This window comes from Spirosoma sp. SC4-14 (assembly GCF_037201965.1).
Taxonomy (GTDB): Bacteria; Bacteroidota; Bacteroidia; order Cytophagales; family Spirosomataceae; genus Spirosoma.
Map to the genome: position 1 here is coordinate 7608213 of NZ_CP147518.1, position 18791 is coordinate 7627003.

Here is an 18791-nt window from a genome sequence, read left to right on the forward strand (position 1 = left end):
GTGCAACTCGCGCTACCTCGTAGTTTGTTTAATCCGTTCGACTGGTTTCGATCCAGCACTACCAATCCCCGCAAAAATCTGCGGAGGTCAATCGCCCATATCATTGGCGAACGGCCCTCCAATATCGGTTTGTACCAGTTAGCCCTGCGTCATACTTCGGCGTCAAAAGCTACTGCTATTGAAGGGTTCCGGGAATCAAACGAGCGCTTAGAATATCTGGGCGATGCAGTGCTGGGAATGGTCATTGCTGAATATCTGTTCAAAAAGTATCCTTATAAAGACGAAGGCTTTCTGACCGAAATCCGCTCCCGGATTGTGAACCGCGAAACCCTTAACGGCATTTCACGCAAAATTGGCCTCGATCATCTGATTGAATACGACGGGAGCCGTACGCGTAGCCTTCCCGCTCGTACGTCGATGTACGGCGACGCTCTTGAAGCGCTGGTGGGTGCTGTTTATCTGGACAAAGGCTTCCGATTCTCCCGCCGGTTTATCCTTAAAGAATTGCTAGCTCACTATGACATTGATTCGGTCGTTCAGAACAATGTCAATTTCAAAAGCCGCCTGATCGAATGGGCGCAGCGTTCTGGCAAAGAAGTTCGTTTTGAAATTTTGTCAGAAAAAGGCAACAGCCACTTCAGAGAGTTTATTGCTCAGGTCACTATCGATGATGAGCAGTTTGCAACAGGAAGTGGTTATAGCAAGAAAAAAGCCGAACAGGCCGCTGCCGAAAAAGCCCTTGAGCTACTCGATGCTAAATAGTTGCTGTTCCGCTTCTGAATCTGTAGAATGTAAAACCGCCATACCAGGCAACCTGGAATCAGATTCTTTACTACTTCATAAATAAAAAAACTGACAGCAGCCGCCACTTTGTCTGTTTTTGGCGCTTATTCACGCGCAATTTAATGACATATTAACCGGTTTTGTGCTAACAAACACGCTGGCACAGAGTTTGAAAAATACTAGACGTAATTAGTTAACGTATTTCTAACTCAAAACCAACGAAACGTCATGAATCCGTTAATGCGCACGAACAACAACTTACCGTCGTTGATCGAGAACTTTTTTGGTCGTGACATGAACGACTTCTTTAACTCTAACTCATCGTGGGTTAACAATGTGCCAGCAGTCAACGTAATAGAGCACAACGATGGTTTCCGTATTGAAGTAGCTGCTCCGGGTCTGAAGAAAGAAGACTTTAAACTAAACCTGAACCATAATAATCTAACGATCTCGGCTTATCAGGAAACCCAAAAAGAGGAATCGGATAAGCCGAATGAGAAATATACGCGGCAGGAGTTTAGTTATTCATCTTTCCAGCGAACATTTACATTGCCAACCTCTGTCGATGCCGACAATATTCAGGCATCTTATACAGATGGCGTTCTGAAAATTAACATTCCGAAACGTGAAGAGGCAAAAGTAAAACCGCCCCGGCAGATTGAAATTGGCGGGTAATAAAAAGGCTCAAATCGAAATAAGAAAAAGCCTGTGGGGTAATTTCTCGCGGGCTTTTCGCTATCTTACCTTCTCGTTAACAAAGCCTTGTTAAAATTTGTTAAGGATGACAAACCCCGGATTTTTCAACACGGAGTTTCCGTTATACTAACAAGTAACAGTAAATTAGTATACGTCTTACACATAAGGACAGCAACTTAGATTTTCTTAATTAACATGAAAAGCAACTGGAAACTTTTGGCGTTGATGGCCCTCTTATCGAGTGTAATAACGCTGGCCGCTTATAACTTCCTGGGATTTAATAAGCGCGATGTAATTTTTAACGAATCCTCACCTACCCCAACTATTACGGGAAGGTTAGCCGCTCTTACTGGTAATGGGCCCGTCGCTACTCCTAACGATTTTTCTACCGCAGCAGAAGCCGTAACCCCAACGGTTGTACATATCCGGACCACAATAACACGAACGGTTCGCCAGCAACAAATTCCTGATATTTTCCGGGATTTCTTCGGTGATGATTTTGGTGGTCAAAGCCGCCCACGTCGTCAGCAGGGACAGGCTTCAGGGTCGGGGGTTATCATTAGCAAAGATGGTTATATCGTAACGAACAACCACGTTGTTCAGGATGCAGATGAAGTAGAAGTTATTTTGACCGACAAACGTAGCTTCAAAGCGAAAGTAATTGGAACAGACCCTCTTACCGATCTGGCTGTTGTTAAAATCGATGCCAACAACCTGCCAGCTATTACGCTTGGCGACTCTGATGCCCTGAAACTAGGCGAATGGGTTTTGGCAGTGGGTTATCCTCTCGATCTTGAATCGACCGTAACGGCCGGTATCGTTAGTGCTAAAGGCCGTCGTATTGGTATTCTCGACCAAAATGCCCGTCAGCAACAAAACGACCAGAAAGCCGACACCCCTGTAGAAGCATTCATCCAGACCGATGCCGCCATTAATCCTGGCAACTCGGGTGGTGCGCTGGTAAATCTTCGTGGCGAACTGGTCGGTATTAACTCGGCTATTGCTTCGGCAACTGGCTATTATAGTGGATATGGCTTTGCAGTACCCGTATCGCTGGTGAAAAAAGTATCGGCCGATCTGCTCAAATATGGCAATGTACAACGGGGTTATCTGGGTATCATTCCTATTGAGCTGAACAGCACGGTAGCTAAAGAAAAAGGCGCTAAAGTTGGCCGTGGTATCTATGTAGAAACGCTGGTCGACAATGGTGCAGCAAAATCAGCCGGGCTGGAAAAAGGTGACGTTATTGTCAAAATGGAAGGCCAATCGCTTGATTCGGATGCGCAAATGCGTGAAATCATTGGTCGTCGTCGCCCAGGCGATATCATCAATGTAACGGTTAACCGGAACGGTACCGAACGTGACTTCAAAATTGAACTTCGCAACCGCAATGGTGGCCACGATGTAATTAAAAAAGAAGAAGCTACAGCCTCGGCTGCTTCGCTAAATTCGCTGGGTGCCAGCTTTGAAGATCTGAGTGCTCAGGATGCCAAACAGCTTGGCATTAGCGGTGGGGTTCGTGTGAAGAAAATTGCGGACGGTAAACTGGCCGAAACGGAGATCGAAGAAGGATTTATCATTGTGAAAGCCAATGGCAAAAACGTGAAAACCACAAAAGACCTACAGGCTGCGTTGTCGTCGGTAAAAGAAGGCGAAGGCTTAATGCTGATTGGAATGTATCCTAATAGCTCCCGCATGTATTACTACGCCGTTCCTGTTTAATCTTAACAGCTAGTAGTATAAATAATTAAGGCCACTCATTGGGTGGCCTTAATTGTTTACGTAAGCGAGTGTTGTTCTGTTTATTCGTAGTAATTAAGAACAGGATGACCACTTTGGGCAAGCAGTTGATCGCGACGGAAAAGATCAATATCGGCTGTCATCATATCTTTCACTAGTGCAGGCAGATCATATTTAGGTTTCCAGCCCAGCTTGGTCATCGCTTTGGTTGGATCGCCAAGTAACAGATCTACTTCGGTAGGGCGGAAATAACGTGGATCAACGCAAACTACTTCTTTACCCACTTCAATCGGAAACTCAGGGTTCGAGGCACTAACCACAACAGCCGTTTCAGAAGCACCTTCTCCTTTAAACTCCAGTTCAACGCCAATTTCGGCAAACGACATCCGCACAAAATCACGGATACGGGTCGTAACACCCGTAGCAATTACAAAATCTTCAGGTGTATCCTGTTGAAGAATCAGGTACATTGCCTCAATATAGTCTTTTGCATGGCCCCAGTCACGCTGAGCATCCAGATTACCCAGATATACTTTATCCTGCAAACCCAGACCAATGCGAGCTACGGCACGCGTTATTTTGCGCGTAACGAAGGTTTCGCCCCGAAGCGGTGATTCGTGGTTGAACAGAATACCATTGCAGGCATACATGTTATATGCCTCCCGATAGTTAACCGTGATCCAGAATCCATACTGTTTGGCAACGGCATAAGGCGACCGCGGATAGAACGGCGTGGTTTCCGATTGGGCATGCCCCTGAACACCACCGTACAACTCAGAAGTAGAAGCCTGATAAATCCGGGTTTTTTCCGTCAGGCCCAACAGCCGAACGGCTTCCAGAATGCGCAGTGTTCCAATTCCATCAACCTGTGCCGTATATTCAGGTTCCTCGAAACTCACCTGCACGTGCGACATAGCACCCAGGTTATAAATTTCGTCGGGTTGTACTTCCTGAATAATCCGGATAATATTGGTAGAATCGGACAGATCACCATAGTGCAGCTTGAAGCGCACATTCTTTTCGTGCGGATCTTCATACATATGATCGATCCGCTGCGTATTAAACAGCGAACTCCGGCGCTTTATGCCGTGTACCTCGTATCCTTTTGCCAGAAGGAACTCGGTCAGATAAGCTCCATCTTGTCCGGTTATACCGGTAATTAATGCTTTCTTCATAATTTTTTACACAGGAAAAGATTGCTCTCAGAGTTGTACAAAACTCATCAAATATAAATAATACGGCCTAAAATATATGAATTATTTTATTGATAGGCTGCGACGAACATCTACTTTATCGGGTTGTAATTGTGCTGAAGGCAGTAATTGACGAATTGAAGCATAATAACGCTCCGCATCGACCCTGCGCATAAAGTCTCCAACTTTTAATCTATATGTTGGCTGGTTATAGGTCAAGTAAGGGCTAAGTTCGGGAAAATTTTGATAAATAAGTAACTTAGCCGCATCAACTTCTTTTCTTTGGTTACCAACATACACCTGAATGCGAAAACCAGGCGCATAACGTATCGCTCTGTTCTTTACAGCGATGGTATCGAGCACTAAATCGAGCCTACGGTTGACATGAAGGGCTTCAATTGGCCCCGCAGGTTTAGCTGACTCACTCCTGCGCGACGGGCTCGCCGTAGTAGCACTGGTTGAAGCTGGGGTAGCTGGGCGGGTAGCCGGTACAGACTTCCCGGCTGCGGTCGAATTATAAACGGGCCGCACCGACGACAAATCTTCGTTATAACTATTATAGTTTACGGTTGACTTTTTAGAGGCCGCCGACCGGCTGGTTGCACACCCGGTTAAAACCAGAAAAACCAGCAAGTAGAAGCCACTGAGTCCGAAGCGCATAGCTAATAGTGAAAAGTTAGAAAGCAAAAATAAGTAATTTGTCAGTTCTATGACCGAAGGTTGCAAAACCGCTCGCTATCCCAACGTATATTTTGGTTAATTTTGGGTGCTTATTATAAACAACACATGCTGACAATTGAAAGCCACGTGTCGCTCAAACCCTACAATACTTTTGGGATTGATGCCAACGCGCGGTACTGGGTTGAGATTAATCAGGAAACCGATATTCAGACACTACTACAGTTAACCGATTTTGTTGATACACCAAAACTAATTTTAGGTGGAGGAAGCAACGTGCTGTTATGCCATGACTTTAATGGCTTAGTAGTTAAAATGAACATTAAGGGAATCGACGTTCTTCGAGAAGATAACTCCCATGTTTACCTAACTGCCGGAGCAGGGGTTGTCTGGCACGATCTGGTTATGTTCTGTATTGAGCGGGGCTATGCAGGCATGGAGAACCTATCACTTATTCCGGGAACCGTTGGAGCTGCTCCTATGCAGAATATTGGGGCGTATGGTGTTGAGCTGGAGCAGGTATTTGAATCGCTGACGGCTATCAATATACATACGGGCGAACGGCGTCGTTTTATGCATGCAGACTGCCAGTTTGGCTACCGCGAAAGCATATTCAAACGCGAGCTTAAGAATCAGTATATTATTACGAGCGTAACGTTTCAGCTAAATAAACAGGCAACTTTTCATACTCGCTATGGAGCAATTCAGGAAACGTTGGCAGCCATGGGCATCTCCGACGCAAACCTGAGTGTTAAAGCTGTTAGCGATGCAGTTATTCATATTCGCCAGAGTAAGCTTCCAGATCCGGCACAGATAGGTAACGCTGGCAGTTTTTTCAAAAACCCTGAAATTTCGCAGGATCAGTTCGATTCGTTAAAAGAATCCTATCCTACTCTGCCCGGCTATCCGGTTTATGATGGGGTAGTCAAAATTCCAGCGGGGTGGCTAATCGAGCAGGCTGGCTGGAAAGGCTATCGATCCGGCGATGCAGGTGTACATACCAGGCAGGCGCTTGTTCTGGTCAACTACGGAAATACTACTGGCGACGAAATTCTGGCACTGGCCAAACGCATACAGAAATCAGTGCTGGAAAAGTTTGGGGTCGCTATTTCGCCAGAAGTAAATATAGTTTAGGCATAATAGTGTATAGAACAGAGAGGGCCTGGACTTAGAAACGCGGCTACGCAATTCATTGGCTTCGGGCCCTCTCCTGGGTAATATAGCTTACTCAAAACACAACGACGCTGCACCCAGCAGGCCTGCATCATTTCCTAACGTAGCCCGTTTGATAGCCAGACCGTTTTTGTAATATGGATTAAGCCAATAATCCAACGTTTTTTCAACAGCAGGTAAGATATAATCGAACGAAGCCGATAAGCCCCCTCCTATCAATACCTGCTTAATATCCAGTATTTTAATAAGTGCGGCCAGCCCCTCGCCCAGAATTTCGCCAACTTCAGCCCAAATCTGAAGAGCCAGTTCATCACCTTCAGCCGCTGCCGCTACCAGGCCAGTTGTCGAAATGTCGCCATCACCTGGCAAATGGGTTTCGCCCGTATATTCTGACCGGCGCAGTTCGGCCAGTTCGAGTAGTTCTTTTTTTCCAATATTTCGCTCCAATACGCGCCCATGACGCGAAGGAATGTGGCCAGGTTCCATGGCATTACCATCGCCACCCGTAAAAATTTTCTTGTTGATGATAGCAGCTCCGCCTACACCTGTTCCCAGAGTAATGAAGATATAGTTTTCTGTTATTTTTTCTTCTGCGAAGTAATATTCGCCTAGTGCAGCAGCATTGGCATCGTTTTCCAGAAAAAACTGAACTCCAGGAAAACGCTTCGTTAGGGTTTCTACCAGCGGAACACCATTAATTTCGGGAATTGCCGTGATTTCGAGTGGCACCGTACGGTCCCGGCTCAGCATTCCGGGGAGGCCAATACCTACTCGATTAACATCTTTATTAGACAGCAACTGTAAAGCAACTGCATCGCCAAACCGCTCAACGAAATGGCCAGACTGCCGCCAGCTAATGGTATCGTGACTATAGAAATTCGAGATTTTGCCAGTGCTGGCGTCAACAATACCCATTTTGACGTTCGTTCCGCCGACGTCAATACCCAAATATTCAACAGAAGACATTCGTAACAGTAATCAGTTAACAGTGAACAGTTATAAGCCTAGGCCGGATGAAGTGGGACGCAAGATACGAAAGAGTCGTTAGTCAACCGTAATTTATCGCCACCAGATCGTTTCTTATTCCCCCAACAACACAACCGAATCAAATATCGCCTAATTGTGGCCGAATAACAATTTCTTCAATTACTGCACTTTCCGACAAACTATAGGCAAGCCAGGCGCTGTTGGCAATATCCTGCGGTTTCATAAAACGTTCTTCTGGCAGATCGGTCCCTTCCCAACTGGCAGTGAGTGTAGCACCAGGCATAATGGCTGTCACTTTAACGCCATGAGGCTTCAACTCTTCCCGCAAAACCCGGCTCATTCCCAGCAGAGCAAATTTAGAAATGCAATAAGAGCCTCCATTGGTATATGCCGTAATGCTGGCTGTTGAACACATCATAAAAATATGCCCCCGCCGTCGGTCTATCATGTTCTGAACCAACCCTCGGGTCAGGTGGTAGGCACTGCCCACATTGGTATTCATCAGCAGTTCGAACGTACCTTCGGCTTCTTCCCGAATCATTCCAGGCAAAAATATTCCGGTATTATTAACCAATACATCCACCGGGCGGTTTAGAGAATAAATATAGCGGAGGAGTGCCTCAACGCCCTCGCGGCCGGAAAGATCAGCAGCAAACGGGAGCAAGCCGGGGCCCTGTATACCATCGACCGAACGGGCGCAAACAACGGCATCGAAGCCCTCCAAAACGAACCGGTCTACAATAGCACGGCCTATGCCTTTGGTGCCACCCGTAACAACAATTAATGGATTCATATAGTCGAAATTCGTTAACAAAACCAGCGTTCGTCTTAAAACCAGTTGGCTTTAAGCTACGGCGCAAGTTACGTTAGAAACCATTCTATCTTTGCCGGGGTTGTCTCGATGTTGTTACCATCAACAACAGGAACAGCATATTGCTCCTCTACGCGCGTTTTATGTCACGATTAGGCCATTATTTCATTTTTCTGGGTACACTCTTCCGAAATCGGGAGAAATTCGGGGTATATCTAAACCTTATTCTGAATGAGTGTACGTCAATTGGTGTCGGCTCCATTTTTATTGTGGCGCTGGTTAACACTTTCATTGGAGCCGTAACCTGTGTACAAACAGCATATAACCTTACCAATCCATTTGTCCCTAAAAACATCATTGCTCTAATTGTTCGAGACAGCACCATTCTTGAGCTTGCTCCTACGCTCTCCTGCATTGTATTGGCCGGTAAGGTTGGGTCCAACATAGCGGGCGAGCTTGGCACGATGCGGATCACGGAACAAATTGACGCACTCGAAGTGATGGGTATTAACTCTAGTTCCTATCTGGTGCTGCCCAAAGTTGTAGCGTCTGTTCTGATGTTTCCTCTGCTGGTCATCATGGCGGGCTTTCTCTCCATACTGGGTGGTTATATAGCCGGGGTACTGGCAGGTGTTATTTCACCCGAAGATTATGTTTCGGGCCTGCGCTTCGACTATAAACCATTTGGTGTAACGTTTGCCCTGATCAAGACTGTGGTCTTTGCCTTTCTGGTATCAACCATTTCGGCCTACCAGGGCTATAATGTAAAAGGGGGCGCACTGGAAGTTGGAGCCGCTTCAACATCGGCCGTTACTAACAGTTGTATTGCCATCGTAGCCGCCGACTTTATCTTAACGCAAGTATTGCTGACGTAATGATTGAGATAAGAAACATAGCCAAAACGTTTGGAGATCGACAGGTTCTGGCGGGCATTAGTGGTACGTTTCAGCCGGGCGATACCAGTTTAATAATCGGTGGTAGTGGTACCGGTAAAAGCGTTCTGCTAAAATGTATGATTGGCTTAATCAAGCCCGACTCGGGAGAGGTTCTGTACGACGGCCGCAACTTTCTGACGGGAAACCTGGAGGAACAGAAAGCTATTCGGCGCGAAATGGGAGTTTTGTTTCAGGGATCTGCCCTGTTCGACTCAAAGACAGTACTCGAAAATGTTCAGTTTCCGCTGAACATGCTTACCGATCAGGCCGAAAGCGAAAAGAAAGATCGGTCTATGGAATGTTTGCGCCGGGTGGGCCTGGAAAACGCGGGCGACCGGATGCCCTCCGAAATAAGTGGAGGAATGAAAAAGCGGGTTGGTATTGCCCGTGCTATCGTTTTAAATCCTAAATACTTATTCTGCGATGAACCCAACTCTGGCCTGGACCCGCTCACCTCCATCAAGATCGATCAGTTGATTTCCGAAATTACGGACGAATTCAAGATTACTACCGTTGTGATCACCCACGACATGAACTCGATGATGGAAATTGGCGAGAAAATTATGTTCCTCTATCAGGGAAATAAACTCTGGGAAGGTAACAGCAACACACTGACTCAGTCTGATGTACCAGAACTGAACGAATTTATTTATGCCAATAAATTGCTTCGGGAAATGGAGAAATGAACTTATACTGACCGTTCGCTAAAGACTTTAAGTGTAATTAAAGACAGGATTAGTTAATTTGCGCCTGATGCCTTTCCGTTTCTATCCCTCAAGCGAACACTTCCTTTACATTTTTTTGACTGCAGGCCTGGCCAGGCATTGGTCAATTGTCATCATGGAAAAATGGTAATACCACTTTAATGACAAATAACCAATGGCCAGCTCAGATTAAGCTACTCCTATCAATAAGCCTTCAAACTTAAATCAAGGCTATTAATCTGATGTGTCAGAGCACCGGAGGAGATAAAATCGACTCCGGTCTCGGCATAAGCTCGCAAATTTGTCTCATCAATACCTCCCGAGGCTTCTGTAATAAAACGGCCATTAATTAATCGAACCATTTCCCGAATGCCATCAGGCGGAAAATTATCGAGTAGAATAATATCGACCTGCCCCACCCGTAATACGTCTTCTACTTCGGCCCGGTTTCGGGTTTCTATTTCGATCCGGAGCGACCGACCCGTTTCCTGTAAGTAGGTCACTGCCTTTTTGATAGCGGCTTCAATACCACCGGCATAATCGATATGATTATCTTTAATCAGAATCATGTCATATAACCCAAACCTGTGATTGACGGCTCCCCCTATTTTAGTAGCCATTTTTTCACAAATGCGAAAATTTGGTGTTGTCTTACGGGTATCGAGCAGTTGGGCCCGCGTTCCTTCGAGCAGGTCGACCAATTGCCGGGTATGGGTAGCAATGCCGCTCATTCGCTGCATGCAATTCAGAACTAACCGCTCAGCCGTCAGAATATTTCGGGCACTCCCACTAACCGTTAAAACAACATCTCCAGGTTTTATATAGGTGCCGTCCTGCAACAACACATCAACCTGAAAGCTGGGGTCTACTTCGGCAAAAACTGCCTTTGCTACTTCTACACCGGCCAAAACCCCTTCTCCTTTTACGAGTAAGCGAGCGCGCTTTTGCGCATCGGCCGGAATAGTTGCCAGCGATGTATGATCGCCATCGCCAATGTCTTCGGCCAAAGCTAACTGGATAAATTCATGCAAATTCATAAGTGCAAGGTAACAAATTTTGGCGATGCTCCTCTGAAGAAACGCAAACCGATCTATGTGTTCCTATGCATTACACCCAACTACGGTTGAGGCATTTCAGGATAGTTGGCGCGGTTAGGGCATAGATAGCACCCTCTACCCAGACAAACAGGGCAGCTAACCTGACGCTTTATCGGGCTTTGATTAAGTGAACGGTGCTCGGAAAAAACAGGTAGTGTGAGCCAACCGGTTAAATGATAAGCGGGAGAAGGAGCTTAAAAAGCAGTATCCTCTCTTTTGGCCAATTAGGGGCTGAATTATTGATAGCGGCTTAATTATAATCTCGTCGACAATCTACGCCTATGAAACAGACCGGAGGAATAATAGACTAGTTAGGGTGATGCTCTGCTAATTGCCGCTTGGAATATCATCATTACTAAAGTAGAACAACAGCGGGTCGCCACAGTTCCTATTCAAAGCGCCAATACCAATATACCTCATCACCAAACTTCTCATCTGGAGCATCTACAGGCATCTGAGCAACAGAACTATATTAAAGAGGCTATTAATCGACACCCGCCAAGGGAAAGGCTAATGATTACGTTATATTACCTGGATGAAAAGTCAATCTGGGAGATTGAAGAAATTACCGGCTTATCGGAATCCAACATTAAAATAAAATTATTCCGGGCCAGAAAAGTATTGGAAGAGCAGTTACGGTTTTTATTGTAACTGAATAACTTATCGTTTTAAACTGCCCATTTTCTATGGAGAACGAGAAAGAAGATCGTTTCCGAAGGCTGATCCAAAAAGCAGGACCCGACAAACCGGGCAATGACTTTACCAATGCCCTTATGAAACGAGTACAGGCTGAGTCGGAACTGGATCTGGCCAACGAAGCATCCCTGATCCAGCTTTTCCAGGCGCATACCCTTATCGAAAAGCCATCGACTGCTTTCAATCGTCGGGTCATGAATCAGCTTGTGATTTCGCAATCCAAACCGTTGGCACCTATCATTCGCCCTCGTATATGGTATATGATGGTGGCAACCCTGGTATTGATCGTTCTTTTCTGTGTACTTCTTTTTCCTGTCAGTCCTCCTCAACCAACCTCATCGGGGCTGGATCGTTTTCTTTCTAGCGTGGAGAGAAGCCTCGAGGCCCTTCCGATTAGTTATCCCTTGACCCTTTTTGCTGTAAGTGTCCTGATGGTAGTAGATTATTTTCTAAGACCGAATCTAACTATAAAGTACCAGGGTGATTAAGTTGGATCAGTACTATTTTTTAGTCTAACACCGTTTTACGGCTAGATTCGGTCATTTTGTTTTCGGGCAAAATAGTATGGCATTCTTATTGGAAGAATGGTTGTGTTTATACTTGCATTCTATTGAAAATGGTACGAGATTTGTAATCCGCTAAGGGATTTTATGAAGCAACCGCGCATCATACAACGTCTTTCGAGCCTGCTGCTGGCTACGTTATTGCTATTTTCGGCAATGCAGGGCTATAGCAGTATGGCTAACCAACAGGCATTAGCGGCCAAAAAGGCAGTTGCCGAACAAAGCAAAGCAGGCAAAACACCCGATTCTCACACGTCGGATGCCCAACTGAGCGCGGCCCAGTTTGAAGCGGTCGTTACCCCGGCAATAACATTAGATGGAGGCAGCCAGACTGCATTTCTGCTTCCAGTTCCAACGCTCGTGATTCTGTTGCTACTGAGTGTTCCTCTACTCAGGCATTTCACGCTTCCCCATTTTTATTTTTCCTACTTCAAATACGTTTTTGGGCATCATATTGCCACAAATGCGCCCTAATTAGCCAGAATGTTGGATAATGAACACTGGACGTTAGACCCACTAACGCAGTGTCTGTTGCCGTTCATTATTCAATTTAATTAAGAGTCTGGCGTCCAGAATTCAGTTTCCAAATTTTCTATCTAATGCAAAATCGAACCGGAATACTCATTCTGACAGGAGTTCTTGCCGCTATCTGCATCTACTTTCTGTCATTTACGTTTGTCTCGCGAAGCATCAAAACCGATGCCGAGGCTTACGCAACCAATAAACAAGGACAGGTAGACCTTGCCAAAAAGCAGCACTACCTCGATTCGCTCTGGAAAGAGCCCGTTTTTTTGGGTAGCACCTTACAGGAAGTCTCAGAGCGTGAGTTAGGTCTTGGTCTGGACTTACAGGGGGGTATGCACGTGGTGCTTGAAGTGTCGCCTGCCGACATTCTTCGTAGCCTTTCGGGCAACAACCGCGATCCGAAATTTAACGAAGCGCTCAAACAAGCTGCCGAAGACCAGAAAACAAGCAACACCAGCTTTGTTGACCTGTTTGCCAATAACTTCAAAAAACTGGCTCCCGATACCAAACTGGCGAGCATTTTTGCAACAAGCGCCAACCGCAGCAAAATCAACTTCCAGTCGTCGGATACAGAAGTTCGGAAACTGCTGAACGACGAGGTCAATGGAGCCTTCGGACGGGCTTTCCAGATCATTCAGGCTCGGGTTGATAAATTCGGGGTAGCTAACCCCAATATTCAGCGTCTGCCAGGTTCGGGGCGTATTCAGATCGAACTGCCAGGTGTCGACAATCCAGAACGAGTGCGTCGTTTACTAACAGGAGCGGCAAAACTGGAGTTTACCGAAGTTTACCGCCTAAACGAACTAGCTCCCGCTATTGAAGGTATGGGCGCTTACCTGCTGCGCGAAGAAACAGCCCGTAAAGCAGCTCAAAAAACGACAGCAACCTCACCAACGGCCGGAACGGCCTCGAAAGGAAGCAGCCTTGAATCGCAGTTAGCACAGGGTGCAAAAAAAGATTCGACGGCCAAAAACGATACGGCTGCAGCAGCAGCTCAGGGTACAGCATTAACCCAACTGTTTCTGCCAATTGGCCAGGATCAGCTCGGTGTTTATCTGAAAGATACTGCTCGTGCTAATGCCGTGCTGAACGCAGCAGAGGTACGCAGCCTGTTTCCGGCCGATGCCGTTCCGGCCTGGGATCGTAAGACCTTTAAAGCAACGGATGGCAAAGAGATTCTGCCACTCTATTTCCTGAAAAAACCAGGTGGACGTGCTCCGCTTGAGGGCGATGTAATTACGGATGCCACTAATGATTATGATGACCGTGGCCGTCCGGAAGTAACGATGAACATGAATGCCGAAGGTGCCCGTAAGTGGAAAAACCTGACAGCTGCCAACGTTGGTCGCCCAATCGCAATTCTGCTCGACAATCTGGTTTATACTGCCCCTAACGTACAAAACGAAATTCCGAATGGCCGTTCTAGCATTTCAGGCAGCTTCACCGTAGAAGAGACCAAAGATATGGCTAACGTCCTGAAAGCCGGTAAGTTACCCGCGCCGACCAACATTGTTGAAGAAAGCGTTGTTGGCGCTACACTGGGGTCTGAAGCGGTTAGTGCCGGTGTTATTTCGTCAGTAATTGGTATTCTGCTTGTCTTCGGTTTTGTTGTATTCTACTACAATCGTGCTGGACTTATTGCCGACGTTGCGCTGGTTGTCAACCTGTTCTTCCTGCTGGGTGTTATGGCCTCCCTTGGTGCAGTGCTCACCATGCCTGGTATTGCTGGTATTGTGCTATCGATTGGTATGGCGGTGGATGCCAACGTACTGATTTTTGAGCGAATCAAAGAAGAACTGGCACTGGGAAAAACCTTTAAGCAGGCCGTTAGTGATGGGTTCACAAACGCCATGTCGTCGATTATTGACTCAAACGTAACAACCTTCCTGACCGGTATTGTCCTGTTCATTTTCGGAACGGGGCTGATCCTGGGTTTTGCCACAACGCTTATTATCGGTATTCTGACTTCGTTGTTTGCCGCTATCTTCATCACCCGCCTGCTGCTGGAATCGTATATTCGCAATGGTAAAACCCTGACCTTCTCGTCGTCGTGGGCCAAAAACCTGTTTAAAGATTCGAACTTCGATTTCGTATCGCGCCGGAAGCTGTACTACACCATTTCGTCGGTCATTATTGCTGCCGGTATTATTTCTGTCCTATTCAAAGGCTTTGGCCTTGGCGTCGACTTTAAAGGTGGACGGTCGTATGTGATTCGATTTGAAAAAGCCGTCAGCACCGACGATGTACGCAACGCGCTCGAAGGCGTTCTGGGTGCTTCGCCCGAAGTAAAAACCTACGGCGGAACCGGTATTGGCGCTAATCAGGTAAAAGTAACAACACCTTATCTGGTAGACGACAATTCGGAAGGTGCTGACAAACGGGCCGAGGCCACCATCTACAAAGGATTAAGCAGCCTGAAAGGAAACCCTGCCAAAATCGAAAGTTCGCAGAAAGTTGGACCAACCATCGCTTACGATATCATGACGTCGGCACTTTGGTCGATCCTGCTGGCGGTAGCGGTCGTTTTCATCTATATCCTGATTCGGTTTAAACGGCTGGCCTTTGGATACGGCGCTGTGGTGGCCATGTTCCACGATGTACTTATCATTCTGGCTATATTCTCGATTTTCAACGGTTTGCTACCCTTCTCACTCGATGTCGATCAGGCATTTGTAGGCGCTCTGCTAACGATTATGGGATATTCGATGAACGATACTGTAGTTGTATTCGACCGCGTTCGGGAATACCTGAATGAAAACCGCGGCAAAAAAGAAAGCATTCCAACTATTATCAACAATGCTCTGAATAGTACGCTGAGTCGTACGGCTGTTACTGGCTTCTCAACCATTCTGGTACTGTTGGTGCTCTTTATTTTCGGAGGAGAAACCATTCGTGGCTTCTCATTCGCGATGCTCATTGGCGTTATTGTTGGTACATACTCATCGTTGTTCGTTGCTACGCCTATTGTGGTAGATGCTCTGAGCCGCGATCAGGATAAAGAAGACGACAAGCCGGTGATTGAGAAGAAAACTGGTTTTGACGCTGTACCGGCAGACTTTACGACGACTGCCCCTGCGGCTACGCCCGAAGAGTTCACCGCCAAGAAGGAGAAAAAAGAGAAAAAGCCATTGATTCGCCCTTCGCAATCGTAAGAAAATGAGTGAAAGAGCGAAAGAGTGAAAGAGCGAAAAATTTGCCTACTGGCTCTCGCTCTTTCACTCTTTCGCTCTTTCACTCATTTTTTTCGTATATTTCACGACGTTTTCACCTAAGAATCTTTTTCCAAAAGCCATTATCACCAAACTCTATTTTCCTGCATGGAAACCAAACTAAAACCAGTTGATACTAGCATCATGCGCAAAAAGCCGCTTTCGGCTTATGCGGCAGACATGCAAAAGAGTGAACTTAAGCGGGTTCTGACCCGATGGGGGCTAACATCATTAGGTATTGGAGCGGTCATCGGTGGCGGTATTTTCGTTCTGACGGGTATAGCCGCTCACGACTGGGCAGGTCCAGCCCTGGCACTCTCGTTTGTGCTGGCGGGTGTAGCCTGTACATTTGCCGCGCTCTGCTATGCCGAATTTGCTTCTATCTTACCCGTTGAAGGTTCGGCCTATGCCTATTCATACGGAACTGTTGGCGAAATTTTCGCCTGGTTCATTGGCTGGAACCTTATTCTGGAATACATGATGGGAGCCACAACCGTAGCCGTTAGCTGGTCGGGATACTTTGAGAAACTAATGCACCTGTTTCATATAAATCCTCCCGTCTGGTTACTAAACGATCCCATTACGGCGCAGGAAAAAGCGACGCAACTACGAGCAGCCGGTGAAGCAATTCCAGAATTTTCCTTTGCTATAAATTTACCCGCTTTCCTGATCGTATGGGTCGTAACATACATTCTGGTAAAAGGGATTAAGGAAGCGGCAAGTACCAACAACCTGATTGTAATAACCAAAGTAATAGCCGTTATTTTCGTTATTATTGCCGGCTCATTTTATGTAGATCCAACCAACTGGACACCTTTTATTCCGCTGGAAACAATTGACGAAAAAGGCCAGCCTCACTTTGGTTTTAATGGCGTGGTGACGGCGGCCAGTATTGTCTTCTTCGCCTACATTGGTTTTGATGCAGTATCGACTCAGGCAGGCGAAGCAATCAATCCCCGAAAAGACGTCCCCTTCGCTATTATAGCTTCGTTAATTATCTGTACGCTGTTATATATTCTGGTCTCACTGGTGTTAACAGGCATGGTTCCGTATGATAAACTTGACCTAAAAGCACCTGTTGCACAGGCATTTGCCGATGTAGGGCTGACCTGGGCTGTTTACATCATTACAATTGCAGCTATTGCGGGGCTAACCTCAGTTATGCTGGTAATGATGCTTGGCCAAACACGGATCTTCCTGGGTATGGCCAAAGATGGCCTCCTGCCCAAAGGGCTGTTTGCTGCCATTCACCCAACGTTTAAAACCCCCTGGAAGAGTACGATTCTGGTTGGAGGAATCGTATCGGTTGTTGCAGCATTGACCCCCATCGATAAGGTCTCTGAGTTGTGTAGCTCTGGCACATTGCTTGCCTTTGCCATGATTTGCGCTGCGGTATGGCTGCTGCGCGTTCGAGAGCCAAATCTGGAACGCCCTTACAAGACTCCGGCCTTGCCTGTTGTAGCAACAATGGGAATTCTGGCGAACCTATACCTGATGTGGAACCTCCGTGTCGATACCAAAATCGCGTTTCTGGTCTGGGGAACATTAGGCCTGATCGTGTACTTCCTGTATAGCCGCAAACACAGTAACCTGAACAATCCGGAGTAAGGTGACGACCAAAGTGTATAAAGCCAACAGCCCGACACCATTAAATCTGGTGTCGGGCTGTTGGCTTTATGACTATAGAATACCGAAATTTTTAGGTCAATGAGTAGCTTTGCTACAAAATGAGTCAACAAACATTAATTGGATATATATCTGCCATAGTGGTAGGTATTGTGATTGGATTGACGGGCGGAGGAGGATCGATTCTAACAGTACCTATTTTTGTATACCTCTTTAACATTCCAACCGTCCTTGCCACATCCTATTCCTTATTTGTAGTAGGAGCCACTTCGCTGATCGGTTCCCTTAATCATACTCTAAAAAAGCGTGTCGACTTCCCGGTAACGCTGACGTTTGCCCTGCCATCATTTATATCCGTTTTTTTAAGCCGCCGATTTCTGGTTCCGGCCCTACCCGACCCACTTTTTCAGCTCAACGGTTTCATTCTGCCCAAAAATAAGGCACTACTTTACTTTTTTGCCATTGTGATGATTATGGCCGCCCGCGCCATGATTCGCAACGAACGACCCGAACAGGGAGAGGCTGCCGACGGACGCCCGCGCTACGCAGGACTGGCACTCGATGGATTCGCTGTTGGGCTGTTAACAGGAACTATTGGAGCCGGAGGAGGATTTCTGATTGTACCTATGCTGGTGCTTCTGGCAGGTCTGCCCATTCGTAGGGCTGTTGCTACGTCGGTATTGATTATAGCCGTCAATTCGTTTGTTGGCTTTATGGGCGATATTCAGCATACAACACTCGACTGGAACTTTCTATTACCATTTACGGGCCTTTCAGTACTGGGAATTTTTATTGGTATGTATCTGGCGCACTATCTAGCCCCTGGTCAGCTAAAAAAGGGTTTTGGCTGGTTTGTATTAGCAGTAGCCTGCTACATCCTGGTGAACGAACTGCATCACCTGTTTTAGGCCTTCTAACCAATCCATTACCTGCCCGGATTATCATCAATCCCCAGTCGGGGCAATGCCGGATTTAACACACGGGCAACTACTTTAATTCTGAAAACCCGCGTACCTGCAACATCAAAATCGCAACTATAAAAATCACGAAGCTTGATACCTCGGTATACAGCGGTATAGTTTACTCTGGGTGGCCAGTTTGCCAGAGCCAGTTCTGCCGTAATTGCATCAACAGCTTTCCGAAGGTTAGAAAAAAAAATAACGGTCGATTCGCGCTGACGAAGCACGTTCAACGATCCGACATGCTGAATTGTTACTTCATAGATCGTTCGACCCGTAGGTCGGATTCTGGACCCTTTCAGCTCGTTTTCAATATCCTTATTCATTTTTATTCATTTTCAGCAATATTTTGAAAAATAATCCCGCTATTTTTCAAAGCCTAAACTAAAAGCTCATCAAGACGGTTATAACAATAA

The 18791-nt window shown here is 46.4% G+C and carries 18 protein-coding genes; 12 read left to right on the forward strand and 6 right to left on the reverse strand.

The window, feature by feature from the left end; all coding sequences use genetic code 11:
• The 3 genes from rnc (at window position 1) to WBJ53_RS31480 (ending at window position 3201) form a co-directional block, all read left to right on the forward strand.
• A complete protein-coding gene (rnc, locus tag WBJ53_RS31470; protein WP_338873796.1) occupies window positions 1–762 on the forward strand; it encodes a ribonuclease III in 762 nt (253 codons plus the stop codon).
• Window positions 763–1011: 249 nt separating this feature from the next.
• On the forward strand, window positions 1012–1458 hold the full coding sequence (locus WBJ53_RS31475; protein WP_338873798.1) for an Hsp20/alpha crystallin family protein: 447 nt from the start codon (window positions 1012–1014) through the stop codon (window positions 1456–1458).
• A gap of 216 nt (window positions 1459–1674) precedes the next feature.
• Window positions 1675–3201 (forward strand): Do family serine endopeptidase, encoded by a 1527-nt coding sequence (locus WBJ53_RS31480; RefSeq protein WP_338873800.1) that lies wholly within the window; start codon window positions 1675–1677, stop codon window positions 3199–3201.
• Window positions 3202–3281: 80 nt separating this feature from the next.
• Here the strand turns inward: WBJ53_RS31480 and gmd are convergent, their stop codons facing one another.
• Both gmd and WBJ53_RS31490 read right to left on the reverse strand, forming a co-directional pair.
• The gene (gene gmd, locus WBJ53_RS31485; RefSeq protein ID WP_338873801.1) at window positions 3282–4394 is read right to left on the reverse strand and encodes a GDP-mannose 4,6-dehydratase; all 1113 of its coding nucleotides are present in this window, start codon (window positions 4392–4394) and stop codon (window positions 3282–3284) included.
• An 81-nt stretch (window positions 4395–4475) separates the two neighbouring features.
• Window positions 4476–5072 (reverse strand): SPOR domain-containing protein, encoded by a 597-nt coding sequence (locus tag WBJ53_RS31490; RefSeq protein ID WP_338873803.1) that lies wholly within the window; start codon window positions 5070–5072, stop codon window positions 4476–4478.
• 126 nt (window positions 5073–5198) lie between these two features.
• On the opposite strand from WBJ53_RS31490, the gene murB reads away from it, so the two are divergent.
• Window positions 5199–6224 carry a UDP-N-acetylmuramate dehydrogenase gene (gene murB / locus WBJ53_RS31495; protein ID WP_338873805.1) on the forward strand — a complete coding sequence of 342 codons (1026 nt, stop codon included), beginning with the start codon at window positions 5199–5201 and terminating at the stop codon, window positions 6222–6224.
• Between the two features lie 90 nt (window positions 6225–6314).
• Here the strand turns inward: murB and WBJ53_RS31500 are convergent, their stop codons facing one another.
• Window positions 6315–7229 carry an ROK family protein gene (locus WBJ53_RS31500; protein WP_338873807.1) on the reverse strand — a complete coding sequence of 305 codons (915 nt, stop codon included), beginning with the start codon at window positions 7227–7229 and terminating at the stop codon, window positions 6315–6317.
• Window positions 7230–7368: 139 nt separating this feature from the next.
• A complete protein-coding gene (locus WBJ53_RS31505) occupies window positions 7369–8043 on the reverse strand; it encodes an SDR family oxidoreductase (RefSeq protein ID WP_338873809.1) in 675 nt (224 codons plus the stop codon).
• A 161-nt stretch (window positions 8044–8204) separates the two neighbouring features.
• On the opposite strand from WBJ53_RS31505, the gene WBJ53_RS31510 reads away from it, so the two are divergent.
• Together WBJ53_RS31510 and WBJ53_RS31515 are read left to right on the forward strand one after the other, a co-directional pair.
• Window positions 8205–8936, forward strand: coding sequence for an ABC transporter permease (locus WBJ53_RS31510; RefSeq protein WP_338873811.1), 732 nt, complete (start codon window positions 8205–8207; stop codon window positions 8934–8936).
• Window positions 8936–9682 carry an ATP-binding cassette domain-containing protein gene (locus WBJ53_RS31515; RefSeq protein ID WP_338873813.1) on the forward strand — a complete coding sequence of 249 codons (747 nt, stop codon included), beginning with the start codon at window positions 8936–8938 and terminating at the stop codon, window positions 9680–9682. The genes WBJ53_RS31510 and WBJ53_RS31515 overlap by 1 nt, the downstream gene beginning before the upstream one ends.
• A 221-nt stretch (window positions 9683–9903) precedes the next feature.
• Here the strand turns inward: WBJ53_RS31515 and nadC are convergent, their stop codons facing one another.
• On the reverse strand, window positions 9904–10737 hold the full coding sequence (nadC, locus tag WBJ53_RS31520) for a carboxylating nicotinate-nucleotide diphosphorylase (RefSeq protein ID WP_338873814.1): 834 nt from the start codon (window positions 10735–10737) through the stop codon (window positions 9904–9906).
• A 450-nt stretch (window positions 10738–11187) separates the two neighbouring features.
• Here nadC and WBJ53_RS31525 point away from each other — a divergent pair, with 450 nt between their 5' ends.
• From WBJ53_RS31525 to WBJ53_RS31550, 6 genes are all read left to right on the forward strand, one after another.
• Window positions 11188–11448, forward strand: a complete 261-nt coding sequence (locus WBJ53_RS31525; protein WP_338877260.1) for a sigma-70 family RNA polymerase sigma factor — start codon at window positions 11188–11190, stop codon at window positions 11446–11448.
• Between the two features lie 35 nt (window positions 11449–11483).
• On the forward strand, window positions 11484–11981 hold the full coding sequence (locus WBJ53_RS31530; protein WP_338873816.1) for a hypothetical protein: 498 nt from the start codon (window positions 11484–11486) through the stop codon (window positions 11979–11981).
• A gap of 162 nt (window positions 11982–12143) precedes the next feature.
• Window positions 12144–12530 carry a hypothetical protein gene (locus WBJ53_RS31535; RefSeq protein WP_338873818.1) on the forward strand — a complete coding sequence of 129 codons (387 nt, stop codon included), beginning with the start codon at window positions 12144–12146 and terminating at the stop codon, window positions 12528–12530.
• Between the two features lie 125 nt (window positions 12531–12655).
• The gene (gene secDF / locus WBJ53_RS31540; protein ID WP_338873820.1) at window positions 12656–15733 is read left to right on the forward strand and encodes a protein translocase subunit SecDF; all 3078 of its coding nucleotides are present in this window, start codon (window positions 12656–12658) and stop codon (window positions 15731–15733) included.
• A gap of 165 nt (window positions 15734–15898) precedes the next feature.
• The gene (locus WBJ53_RS31545; RefSeq protein ID WP_338873822.1) at window positions 15899–17398 is read left to right on the forward strand and encodes an amino acid permease; all 1500 of its coding nucleotides are present in this window, start codon (window positions 15899–15901) and stop codon (window positions 17396–17398) included.
• A gap of 119 nt (window positions 17399–17517) precedes the next feature.
• Entirely contained in the window at window positions 17518–18324 is an 807-nt protein-coding gene (locus WBJ53_RS31550; RefSeq protein ID WP_338873824.1) for a sulfite exporter TauE/SafE family protein, read from the forward strand.
• A 17-nt stretch (window positions 18325–18341) separates the two neighbouring features.
• Here WBJ53_RS31550 and WBJ53_RS31555 read toward each other — a convergent pair whose 3' ends face one another.
• Window positions 18342–18701, reverse strand: a complete 360-nt coding sequence (locus WBJ53_RS31555) for a hypothetical protein (RefSeq protein ID WP_338873826.1) — start codon at window positions 18699–18701, stop codon at window positions 18342–18344.
• Between the last annotated feature and the right edge of the window lie 90 nt (window positions 18702–18791).